At 45.7% G+C, this 12,380-nt stretch carries 8 protein-coding genes; 7 read left to right on the top strand and 1 reads right to left on the bottom strand.

The features are described from left to right. The first annotated feature begins 132 nt into the window (after window positions 1-132). The 5 genes from ACHUFZ_RS04500 to ACHUFZ_RS04480 all read left to right on the top strand — a co-directional run bounded on the left by ACHUFZ_RS04500 (window position 133) and on the right by ACHUFZ_RS04480 (window position 7,908). On the top strand, window positions 133-1,824 hold the full coding sequence (locus ACHUFZ_RS04500; protein WP_394126077.1) for an L-lactate permease: 1,692 nt from the start codon (window positions 133-135) through the stop codon (window positions 1,822-1,824). Window positions 1,825-1,981: 157 nt separating this feature from the next. Further along, complete coding sequence (gene lldD / locus ACHUFZ_RS04495) at window positions 1,982-3,121, top strand: FMN-dependent L-lactate dehydrogenase LldD (protein ID WP_394126076.1); 1,140 nt, start codon at window positions 1,982-1,984, stop codon at window positions 3,119-3,121. A gap of 101 nt (window positions 3,122-3,222) precedes the next feature. After that, entirely contained in the window at window positions 3,223-6,060 is a 2,838-nt protein-coding gene (locus ACHUFZ_RS04490) for an FAD-binding and (Fe-S)-binding domain-containing protein (RefSeq protein WP_394126075.1), read from the top strand. 147 nt (window positions 6,061-6,207) lie between these two features. Continuing rightward, entirely contained in the window at window positions 6,208-6,996 is a 789-nt protein-coding gene (locus ACHUFZ_RS04485; RefSeq protein ID WP_394126074.1) for a PhzF family phenazine biosynthesis protein, read from the top strand. 294 nt (window positions 6,997-7,290) lie between these two features. Then, window positions 7,291-7,908 (top strand): lipase family alpha/beta hydrolase, encoded by a 618-nt coding sequence (locus tag ACHUFZ_RS04480; protein WP_394126073.1) that lies wholly within the window; start codon window positions 7,291-7,293, stop codon window positions 7,906-7,908. Window positions 7,909-7,952: 44 nt separating this feature from the next. Here the strand turns inward: ACHUFZ_RS04480 and ACHUFZ_RS04475 are convergent, their stop codons facing one another. Further along, the gene (locus ACHUFZ_RS04475) at window positions 7,953-10,703 is read right to left on the bottom strand and encodes a M16 family metallopeptidase (protein ID WP_394126072.1); all 2,751 of its coding nucleotides are present in this window, start codon (window positions 10,701-10,703) and stop codon (window positions 7,953-7,955) included. Between the two features lie 163 nt (window positions 10,704-10,866). On the opposite strand from ACHUFZ_RS04475, the gene ACHUFZ_RS04470 reads away from it, so the two are divergent. Together ACHUFZ_RS04470 and arsB are read left to right on the top strand one after the other, a co-directional pair. Further along, window positions 10,867-11,211: an ArsR/SmtB family transcription factor gene (locus ACHUFZ_RS04470; RefSeq protein ID WP_134834500.1), complete on the top strand. Its 345-nt coding sequence runs from the start codon at window positions 10,867-10,869 to the stop codon at window positions 11,209-11,211. A gap of 79 nt (window positions 11,212-11,290) precedes the next feature. After that, on the top strand, window positions 11,291-12,370 hold the full coding sequence (arsB, locus tag ACHUFZ_RS04465; RefSeq protein ID WP_394126071.1) for an ACR3 family arsenite efflux transporter: 1,080 nt from the start codon (window positions 11,291-11,293) through the stop codon (window positions 12,368-12,370). Window positions 12,371-12,380: the final 10 nt, after the last annotated feature.

The following is a 12,380-nucleotide window of genomic DNA, read 5'->3' as shown; positions in this document are numbered from 1 at the left end:
ATTATTTTCATTATTTCCCTATATCCACAAAAAATAAAGAGGTAAATTCACCTCCAATTAACAAACGCGTCACAAATATAAATTCTAAGAAACTCTACAGAGTTCAGCCTACAGAATGTAAAGGACATACTAATGAGTGAAACAATACTTGCCCTAGTGGCTTTCTCACCAATCGTGGTGGCAGCCATACTCCTTGTCGGTCTCAACTGGCCAGCCAAAAAAGCCATGCCTGTCGCTTTTGGATTAACTGTTGTTATCGCCCTATTCGCTTGGGATATGTCGACGACTCGTGTCATCGCCTCTATCTTTCAAGGCTTAGGCATCACCATTTCGGTCCTTTGGATTGTGTTTGGTGCTATTTTCCTACTTAATACGCTCAAACACACCGGAGCTATCTCCACCATTAGAAACGGCTTCACCAATATTTCCCCTGACCGCCGCGTTCAAGCGATCATCATTGCCTGGTGTTTTGGTTCATTCATCGAAGGGGCATCTGGTTTTGGTACGCCTGCAGCAATCGCCGCGCCGCTACTTGTCGCCATTGGCTTTCCGGCACTTGCTGCAGTTCTAATGGGCATGATGATCCAATCAACGCCAGTATCATTTGGCGCTGTAGGTACACCTATCATTGTTGGCGTCAACAAAGGTCTCGATACCCACAATATTGGCGAGACGCTCATCGCAAACGGTTCAAACTGGGACGCTTACTTACAACAAATCACATCCAGTGTCGCCCTGATCCATGCCTGTGTAGGTACATTAATCCCTGTGCTAATGGCGATGATGCTAACTCGCTTTTTTGGCAAAAATAAGAGCTGGACTGAAGGGCTAGATATCTTGCCATTCGCCATCTTTTCTGGCCTTGCGTTTACCATCCCTTACGCACTGACTGGCGTGTTCCTTGGCGCTGAGTTCCCATCATTGATTGGTGGTTTAGTTGGCCTTGCGATCGTCGTATCTGCGGCTAAACGTGGTTTCCTAGTGCCAAAATCAACATGGGACTTCGAAGACGAAACCAAATGGCCGGCTGAGTGGTTAGGTTCGCTTAAGATTGAACTGGATGATAACAAAGCTAAGCCAATGAGCATGGTGTTGGCTTGGTTCCCATATGTCTTACTCGCTGTTGTTCTGGTTGCCAGCCGTGTTAGCACAGAGTTTAAAGCGGCTCTACGTAGCGTGAGCCTATCTTTTGGTAACATTCTTGGTGAAGCAGGTATCAGTACCGCTATACAGCCTCTGTACCTGCCGGGTGGCATCTTAGTCTTCGTCGCACTTATTGCTGTATTGCTTCAATCGCGAAGTGTCGCGCCTCTAGCAAAAGCATTTGGTGAATCAAGTAAGACGCTGATTGGCGCCGGCTTTGTATTGGTGTTCACCATTCCGATGGTACGTATCTTTATCAACTCAGGCATCAATGGCGCCGACCTAGCAAGTATGCCTGTGACCACGGCTAACTTTGCAGCTGGCCTCGTTGGCGATGCCTTCCCAGCTCTAAGTGCCACTGTCGGTGCACTGGGCGCTTTCATAGCGGGTTCAAACACCGTGTCCAACATGATGTTTAGCCAATTCCAATTTGAAGTGGCTCAGACGTTAACGATTTCAAGCGCTGTCGTCGTTGCCCTGCAAGCTGTTGGCGCCGCTGCCGGCAACATGATTGCTATCCACAACGTCGTGGCTGCATCGGCAACGGTAGGTCTTTTAGGTCGTGAAGGCGCGACGCTAAGAAAAACCATTATTCCAACCATGTACTACTTATTGGTAACAGGTGCGATTGGCTTATTCGCCATTTACGGCCTACAAATTACCGATGCATTAATGAAATAAAGACTTCGATTTGAGGCGTTATTACTTGCCCCCTGACAATAGACTAGTAACGACGAAAGCAGTTACGCCACATGAGTAATAACCCCTCTTCTTTATCGAGCAATACCTTATAAGCCTCCATAGAGGGGTGACAGTTAACGATTGATAGGACTGACATATGATTATCTCTGCCTCTACAGATTACCGAGCAGCCGCAAAAGCAAAGCTACCTCCGTTTCTTTTTCACTACATAGATGGCGGCTCATACGGCGAACATACACTACGAAAAAATACCGAAGATCTTGCTGATATTGCTCTCAAACAACGAGTGTTAAACAACATGGAAGATCTCAGCCTAGAAACTGAGGTATTTGGCGAAAAGCTCTCAATGCCAATCGCTTTAGCCCCTGTTGGTCTTACTGGTATGTATGCCCGTCGTGGTGAAGTCCAAGCTGCCAAAGCCGCAGAGAACAAAGGGATTCCCTTTACCATGTCGACGGTTTCTGTCTGTCCAATCGAAGAGGTTGCGCCAGCGATTGAGCGACCGATGTGGTTCCAACTCTATGTGTTGAAAGATCGCGGCTTCATGAAAAACGTCTTAGAGAGAGCAAAAGCCGCCGGAGTGACTACGCTGGTCTTCACAGTCGATATGCCAGTACCGGGGGCGCGCTATCGCGACATGCATTCAGGCATGAGCGGACCAAACGCGGCTGCACGTCGTGTATTTCAGGCGATGCGCCACCCAAGCTGGGCAGTAGATGTCGGGCTATTGGGTAAACCTCATGACCTTGGCAATATTTCCACTTACCGCGGTGAGCCGACCAAGCTTGAAGATTACATCGGCTGGTTAGGTGACAACTTCGACCCTTCTATCTGCTGGAAAGATCTTGAATGGATTCGCGACTTTTGGGACGGCCCTATGGTCATCAAAGGCATCTTAGATGAGCAAGATGCTAAAGATGCGGTCTCGTTTGGCGCGGATGGCATCGTTGTGTCTAACCACGGCGGCCGACAGCTAGATGGGGTACTTTCTACCGCGAAAGCGCTCCCTTCTATTGCTGACGCCGTAAAAGGGGACTTAAAAATATTCGTCGATTCAGGGATTAGAACCGGTCTAGATGTGGTGCGTATGCTTGCACTCGGCGCTGACTGTACTCTACTTGGCCGCTCTTTCATTTATGCGCTGGCGGCTCAAGGTCAATCTGGCGTCGAAAACCTGCTCGATCTGTATGAGAAAGAGATGCGCGTCGCAATGACATTGACCGGCGCTAAAAGTATCAAAGACTTGAACAGAGAATCACTGGTCAAAATTAAGTAAATTCAGAAGGTGTCACAGCAAACACATTGAAACTGTGACACTTTTTCATCTACTGGATAAATAAAAAAGACAACACCAGTGGCAAACACAAGGAAGCTTACATGTCGAATCGTCTCAACGATAACCGCTATCAACAGCTTGAAGCTCTGCTCGCCGTTGAAATCGAACAACAAAGAATCATCACTGAACATGCTAAACGCTTAGCGTACGGAACCGACGCCAGCTTTTATCGACTGGTTCCGCAAATAGTGCTGCGACTTAAAAGTCTTGAAGAAGTCATTTACGCTATTCAATGTTGTCGTGAGATGAACATCCATTTTACTTTTAGAGCTGCGGGTACAAGTTTATCAGGGCAAGCGGTGTCTGACTCTGTTCTGTTTACTTTGACCGATGACTGGCGCGGTCATGAAATCATCGATGATGGCGACAAGATTCTTCTTCAACCTGGAGTGATCGGAGCCGATGCTAATAAATACCTTGCGCCATTTCAACGTAAGATAGGTCCGGATCCAGCTTCAATTAATACTTGTAAGATTGGCGGTATTGCTGCCAATAACGCCAGTGGCATGTGCTGTGGCACCGCTCAAAACTCTTACCGAACTATTGATAGTATTAAAGTCGTATTTAGCGATGGAACCTTGCTTGATACTGCAAGCAAGGAAAGTATTGCCGCGTTTAAAGCCACTCGTCCTGATATCATTGAGGGCTTAAATACGCTCATCAGAGAAACACAAAACAACGACGCCCTAAGCCAGCGAATTCGACATAAATATCGTTTAAAAAACACCACGGGTTACGCCCTTAACGCTTTGGTCGACTTTAATGACCCGATAGAAGTCCTCGAGCACTTAATGATCGGCTCTGAAGGTACGCTCGGCTTTATTGCGGAGGTCACCTACAACACGGTTATTGAACACAAATTCAAAGCCTCTACCTTATTAGTTTTCGCCGATCTTGAAGAAGCGAGCCAAGCCGTGACGACGCTCTCAAAGACTCCGGTTGCCGCTGTAGAACTGATGGACGGACGTGCATTACGTTCGGTCGCTGACAAGCTCGGCATGCCTAGCTTTATCCAGCAGTTAGATCTGGAAGCGACTGCACTACTGGTCGAGACCCACGCAAGCGATCAAGCGACTATTGATACTCAATGCCAAACCATAATGGCCGCACTTGAAGACTACTCCATTATTGAATCGGTCCCTTTTACGTTAGATCCTAAAACTGTAGCGACGCTATGGGGGATCCGCAAAGGCATGTTCCCTGCTGTCGGCGCCGTTCGAGAAGTCGGTACTACCGTCATTATTGAAGACGTCGCTTTCCCCGTGGAGAACCTAGCCAATGGCCTTCGCGATTTGCAAGCGCTGTTTGATAAATACCAATACTCTGAAGCGATCATTTTTGGCCATGCATTAGAAGGCAATCTCCACTTTGTCTTCACCCAAGGCTTCGAGTCTCAAAATGAAATCGACCGCTATGGCGGCTTTATGGATGATGTAGCCGAACTCGTTGCGGTGAAATATCAAGGTTCGCTAAAAGCTGAGCATGGTACCGGGCGAAACATGGCGCCTTATGTTGAATTGGAATGGGGCCAAGATGGCTACCAGTTGATGCAAAAGATCAAAGCTCTATTTGATCCACAAGGACTGCTAAATCCTGGCGTCATCATTAACGATAACCCTCACTCGCATCTTGAAAATTTAAAGCCGATGCCTGCGGCAGACTCATTGGTTGACCGCTGTATTGAATGTGGCTTCTGTGAGCCTGTCTGCCCTTCTCGCACATTAACGCTCTCGCCGCGTCAGCGTATCGTGCTCTATCGCGAGCTACAAAGAAGACGCGCGTCCGGAGAGCAAACTGAAGCGACAGAGTTAGCGCAAATATTTGAGTACCAAGGGTTAGATACCTGTGCAGCCACCGGGTTGTGTGCCGATCGCTGCCCTGTAGGCATCAACACTGGCGATCTTGTTAAACAGCTGCGCACTGAGAAATACCAGAAGTTTACCCCGATTGCGAAGTGGACAGCGGATCACTTCAGTACTACAACCGCCCTAACTCGCGCATCACTCAAAGCGAATAAGCTTGCGGTCAAGGTGATTGGAGAAAGCAGCGTGGCTAAGGTAACAAATGGCATTCGCAAGGTGAGCAAAGGCAAGACACCAATTTGGCTACCTGAGACTCCTCAAGCAAACTCTCACGACTTGGATAAAGCGATGGAACGACTGGTTCGCTCGGACAAGAAAGTCGTTTATCTTCCTTCATGTGCGTCACGTACAATGGGTCAACAAATCGATGCTAATGATCAGAGAAGTCTGACCGAGGTGACATTGTCACTTATTAAAAAAGCCGGCTTTGAAGTTATCATCCCAGAGTCTCTGGATGAGCAGTGCTGTGGAATGCCATATGACAGTAAAGGTATGACTGACATTGCTAATGACAAGGCTAAACAACTTGAAAACACTCTCTGGAAAGCCAGTTACGAAGGTGAATACCCGATTCTTATGGACACGAGTCCATGCGCAAAGCGCAGTATTGAGAACTTTACCCGCCCATTAGAGATTCTTGAGCCAACGGGTTTTGTTTCCAAATACCTTATCGACAACCTGTCTATATCACCCAAGCAAGAAACCGTGATGTTACATGTCACCTGTAGCTCTCAACGTATGGGACTAACGAATGACATGCTAAACCTCGCGAAACGCTGCGTCTCTGACGTGGTTGTACCTGAACATATTACATGTTGTGGCTGGGCGGGCGATAAGGGCTTCACTACGCCAGAGCTTAACGCAGCGGCCGTTCATCCATTGAAACAACAAGTACCAGAATATTGCCAGCGCGGTTTTAGTAACAGTCGAACCTGTGAAATCGGCCTATCGCATCATAGCGGCATCCCCTATCAATCCATCCTGTATTTGGTTGATGAGGTTAGTAGCCCGCTATAAGTTCGCTTCAAACTTTGAATAAAAACAAATGTTATCTAGGGGTGCTTCTGTTAGAGATTGATCGCACCCTTGGAGTATTTTCCTCCCTTAGATGTAACAAAAGATAATAATTTGTCCATCTGATTCAATACCTCATAAGGAGTGACTATGGAATTTGAAATGTTTGTCTGCGATGCGTTTACCCAGCAGAGATTTAGCGGTAACTCAGCAGCGGTGGTCCCACTAAACGATTGGTTAAGTGACGATGTGATGCTCAATATCGCTGCCGAAAATAACTTGTCTGAGACCGCATTTATCAAACCAATTGCTATCGACCGATTTGAGATTCGCTGGTTCTCTCCCCTTTGTGAAGTTGATTTTTGTGGCCATGCGACACTCGCTTCTGCCTATGTCCTTTTTCAGCATTTTGATGCGGGCGAAGTGATTCAATTTGAAACCAGAACACTGGGTCCATTAACGGTAGAAAAAGACTTATCAGGTCGTATATTAATGTGCTTCCCACTGCGTGAGCCTGTACCAGTAGAAGCGCCATCAATGCTGCTCGAAGGACTCTCTATTCAACCAAAAGAAGTGCTTAGAAGCGAGCAAGCTTACTTTGCCATTTATGACAACGAACAAGACATCATCGACTTAGAAACGAAAAGTGAATATCTAAAACAGCTTGCGCCTTACGATGTGGTAGTGACAGCGGCAAGTGAAAAATACGACTTCATTTCACGTTACTTCTGGCCTGCGAACGGTGGTGATGAAGACCCAGTGACCGGCTCCATTCATGCTGGACTTGCCCCTTTCTGGGCCAAAAGATTAAATAAACCTAATTTATTAGCCTATCAGGCGTCAAAACGCGGCGGCACACTTTACTGCCACGTCGAACCTGAGCAAGTTATCGTATCTGGCGATGTCGTCCCTTATTCACATGGAAAGATATTTGTCTAACACCCAATAATCGCACCAATTCATCACTGGTGGTTATGAGCGATATAATCATCAGTGAATAGATCCTTTTGCTCCCATAACGTAGCCTAAATCTAAAGCTTCTTGAGAGCTATGCGTTTATCGAGGGTGAGCAGCAGAAGCTACAAACCTTCCGCTTTACTCGCAGTTAATTGCAGGATTCAGACTTAAGTAACGGATAGTGCTTTCCACAGCACTATTCGCTTAGTCGTGACACAGTGTATAATCATCTTCTTACTTAAGCGTCTGAATTAAAACGATAGTTAGGAGGTATTAATGAAAGTGATTATTCTGCATGGTTTGTATATGCACGGTATGGTCATGCAGCCTCTTGGCCACAAACTCCGTAAATACGGCTATCGAACCAAGATCCTTTCGTACAATAGTGTCGCGATCAATGAACAACGTCTGTTCTCACTGCTCGACAAAACCTTATCAGACTCTATGCCCAATGTTCTCGTTGGCCACAGTTTGGGTGGTTTGATCATCAAACGTTATTTAGAAGACCGCCAACTTCCCACGTCAAAAGTCTCACACGTCGTTACTATTGGTTCACCGCTCAAAGGCGCGTCAATCGTCACCAGAATTCAAGAGTTGGGCATGAGCGCTATACTCGGCAACTCCCCCGACTTTGGCCTGAAACAGCACGAGAGTGCATGGGCATTACCGCAAAAACTCGGCAGTATTGCGGGAACTTTGCCACTAGGAGTACGCTCTTTATTGTTGATGGACAATCGAATGATGTCCGATGGAACCGTTACGGTTGAAGAAACTAGACTTGAAGGGATGGCGGATCACGTTGAAATTAAAAGTAGCCACACCAGCCTAATTTATAGTGCTTTGGTACCTAACCAGATCCATCATTTTATCCAAAACAATTGCTTCCAAAACTAAGAAAGCAGCGCCTAAGGCGCTGCTTTTACACGTAACTCACCAATCTACTCTTTCGGTGTCAATGTGTATTTTGTTTTCAGCGATTGCTCACCAAAAACTTGTTGAATACGCTGATTAAACGCCTCTTTTGTAATTGATTGAGCCATGCTCTCTACATCAGTCAACGCATCAACGCCATAACCATGCATCAAATAACGCGCGTAGAACCAAGTTCTTTCAACCGTATCATCCGCTAAAGGTTGTAGCGCAACGACTAGTTGTTTTGCCACCAAATCCACATCTTCTTGGTTAACGCCTAACAACAGTTGTGCAATTACTTTATCAACCGCAGCGTCGACTTTACTGATATCACTAGGGGCTACCTGCGCTTCAATAAACCAGTCCGTGCTCGGTTCACTATCTTGTGCAGTGACATAGTTATCTGGCGCATAATCAAGACCTAAATCTTCTCGAATATACTCCGTTAAACGCTTTGAAAGCAGACGCTGAATCATATCGTCGATAAACACAGATTCGACGTCATTGTTTGCAACGCTTGGATTTGTCACACGAACCAAGTAGTAACTATTTGGCTCATTGTGAATTGGCATATCGATACGCGATTTCGGTTTCAGATTGTAGTTCGCAGAGAACGCATAGTCTGAAGCCGTTTCCAATGGAATCGATGCAACATAGAAACGTAGCATCTCGCGAATTTCAGCGGGTAATAGATCAGCGACAATGACCAGCTTATTCGCGCGATTTACCGAGAATAGCTGCTTATGAACTTCTTTTACTTGGGCTTCCGTCACCATCGACATTTCAGGCGCCGATACCATATAGTGGTAGCTCTGTGGCAAATAGCTGTTACGGTTGATTTCGCGTGTCCATTTCCCTACTGGAGTATCTAGGTAGCGGTTAATGCCTTCAATATTTTCACGCGCTACCGTCTCAAGTTGTCTCTTCGACACGTTGGCATTCGTCGCAATGTTGAACATCACATTAAGCGTTTCCGCCAGTTTATCTTTAGGTGCACCTATTTCTAGGCCATGGTGCGTGAAACCGATAAATGGATAAATTTCGATGCTGTTGCGTCGTAGGTATGAATCTAAGCCTGAACCATCAAACCCACCGATACCACTTCTTGTAATCGTCGCTACCGCCAGTTCTGAAGCCGGATATAAGCTTGGATCCAGTGCAGCCTTACCACCCTGACTACCATACACTAAACGTGCATATTCCCCAGCGTCAGGATCAGGTTCAAACCAAACTTCGACACCATTCGATAATTGCCAGACGGTAAAGCCTGAATCTAATGTTTTTTCACTAACGATTGCCCCACTACCGTCAGGACGACTTAACTCATCTTCTGTTGCGGCTAATGTTAGGGGTTTGACACCTTGCTGCTTCAACTGCGTACGTACACTCGGCATGGTCAGAGCAAGTGCTTCAACCTCACTTGCAGAGCTCGCACCTAACACTAAGCTGTAATCTTGCTTCAAGAACTGCGCAAGCTGCTCATTAACTCGTTTAAACGTCGCGTACTTAATGAACTGCTCTAAACTCAGCTGGTAATCTTGCTTAGATTGAATCGGTTCGCCAAACGAAATCGCATTGACTTTCGACTCGGCTATATCTGTTGCACTTCGCTGCTCCCACTGTTCATCAACGGTTTTCACTTGTTGGAGGTAAGATGCCATGGCAGCTTCAAGTTCAAGCTCAGAAACACCATGGTCTCTTAACGAAGCAAGTGTATCGATAAACAGTTTCTGCGTAGCGGCTCTTTCAGCGTCAGAAAAGCTCACTGACATAAGCGCATAGCGTCGATAGTTAATGTAGTAAGAGGAAGAGTATAAGCTCTGTACTGGCTGGGCAGCCTGAGCCAAGTTGGTATCTAGACGTGTCCAAATCAGCTGTTGAATAATATCATCCATCCAAAGCTGAGTAAGGTCACTATGAGTCTCTATTGCTGCTGGTGCTCTATCAATAAGCAGACTGATACTAGGCGCGTCATATTCACCAATAACCTCAGTTAAATCGTTCAGACTCAGCGCTGTTTTCTTAACATCTGTACCATCAGGCAGTTGCCCACCTTCCCAGTTTGAAAACTGGTCCTTGATCAGTTTCTGCGCTTGCGCAGGCGTTACATCACCGGTAATCACGACTTCAGTTAATTGAGGGTGATACCAAGCCTCATAAAATGCTCTGATAGAGTCTGAAGTCGCAGCATTAACAGACTCTTTTGTTCCGAGTGGGTCAAGATGTTCTAGAGCCGTCCCTTCGATGAGTTGGTCATAATACTTTTCAGATAGTGATTTGTTTTCAAGTCGCGTCCGACGAAACTCTCCTTGAATCACCCCTTTCTCTTTTTCAATTTCCTGGGGCGATAAATCGAGACCATCTGCGATGTCGCGCATCCACTTCACGCCATTGCTTAGCTGATCTGAATCAGGTAGATCAAGTTGATATACCGTTTCATAGTAAGAGGTATAGGCATTAATATCCGCACCGAAGGTTAACCCTGAATGCTCAAACAAATCGACAATGTCATTTGAACTAAAGTTACGTGAGCCATTAAAGGCCATATGCTCTAAAAAGTGAGCATAGCCCTTTTGGTTGACACTTTCATGTGCTGAGCCAATGTGTACATACATACGTAAGGCAACCGACTCATCTTCCGTCGGGTAAATATGATAACGGAGTCCATTCTCGAGAACGCCAGAGGTCCAACCGGAATCCGCCTCAATTGGCACTTCCTGCTTTGATTGTGTGCATCCGACAAGCACTAATAAAATTAATAGAAATATTTTTTTCATAGCCATTCTTTATTGTTATAGGTTCACAGCGAATATACGACAAATGAATAAATTATTTTATAAATTTCATAGCCTTATTTACATTTCCGCGATCTGGTTGCAGATTTGATACAATCGGCGTATTATCTATCGTGATTCGACGATTAACCTTATTGGATTGGGAATGACTAAATCTCAGTGTAATACCACCAGCAGCAAAGCGTTTGAGTCTTCTGAACAAGAACGTGCTCAAGAGCTTCATCTCGCAGCTCAAGCTAAGGCAATTTCTCACCCGGCTAGAGTCAGAATTATTAAAATCCTGCTCAACTTGGAAAAAATGGGCGGTTGTTTGAATAGTGATCTAGTGTCTGAACTAGGCCTCGCGCAATCCACAGTTTCAGAGCATTTAAGAATACTGAAACAAGCCGGATTTATTACTGCTGAACCAATGCCACCAAAAGTATGTTATCGCGTTAACATGCCTGAGATTGAGCAGTTCTCTAAACTGTTAAGCTCAGTATTTAGCTAATTACCACGGGAAGTTCTTACTTCCCTTATTTTAAAATCAACTAATCGCCATTCGACGATAAACGAAAGGGAGTGTTGCCATGAACCAACAAGTCGCAACCAACAATGCAAAATCAGCTTCCGCATCAACCAACATGAGCTTTCTAGACCGCTACCTGACCGTGTGGATCTTTGTCGCTATGGCCATTGGTATTGGCATTGGGGTGCTATTTCCTCAAGTCGCTGAGTGGAATGAGTCAATGTCAGTCGGTAGCACCAATATTCCGTTGGCTATTGGCTTAATCCTAATGATGTACCCACCTTTAGCTAAGGTCAATTACGGCCTGCTAGGTAAGGTCCGCAAAGATAAGAAAGCTATTACCCTCTCGCTAGTGATGAACTGGATTGTGGGCCCTATTTTGATGTTTGTCCTTGCGCTGACATTCCTTGGTGACAAACCGGGATACATGGTCGGTATTATTCTGATTGGTTTGGCTCGCTGTATTGCTATGGTGCTTGTATGGAATGATATTGGTGGAGGTAACAAAGAGTATGGTGCCGCACTGGTCGCATTAAATAGTGCCTTCCAAATTGTTACTTACAGCTTTATGGCGTGGCTATTTATTACGGTTCTACCTCCAGTACTCGGCTACCAAGGCTTCGATGTTGATATTTCTATGCTAGATATCGCAGAAAGTGTCTTAATCTATCTTGGTATTCCTTTCTTGGCTGGTTTCCTAAGCCGTAAATGGCTTACAGCACTAAAAGGCGAGCAGTGGTACAACGAGGTGTTTATCCCAAGAATTTCACCAATCACTCTGATCGCCCTACTTGCGACTATCGTGCTTATGTTCAGCTTAAAAGGCGAGATGATCTTTGAGTTGCCTATGGATGTTATCCGAGTCGCAATTCCACTAGCGATATACTTTGTTGTGATGTTCTTTGTCAGCTTCTTTATCGGCAAAAAAATGGGCATCGATTACGACAAGAACGCTTCTATTGCGTTTACCGCAACCGGTAATAACTTCGAACTAGCGATTGCAGTGAGTATTGCGGTATTTGGCCTCAACTCAGATCAAGCCTTCGCGGGTGTTATCGGTCCTTTAATTGAAGTGCCTGTATTGATCGCCCTCGTCAATGTTGCGCTAAAAATGAAGAACAAATATTACCCTCAACGTTAAAAAGCAACAA

The organism is Vibrio hepatarius, from assembly GCF_043642085.1.
In the GTDB taxonomy this organism is placed as follows: Bacteria; Pseudomonadota; Gammaproteobacteria; order Enterobacterales; family Vibrionaceae; genus Vibrio; species Vibrio hepatarius_C.
This window is presented reverse-complemented; position numbering and strand designations above follow the sequence as displayed.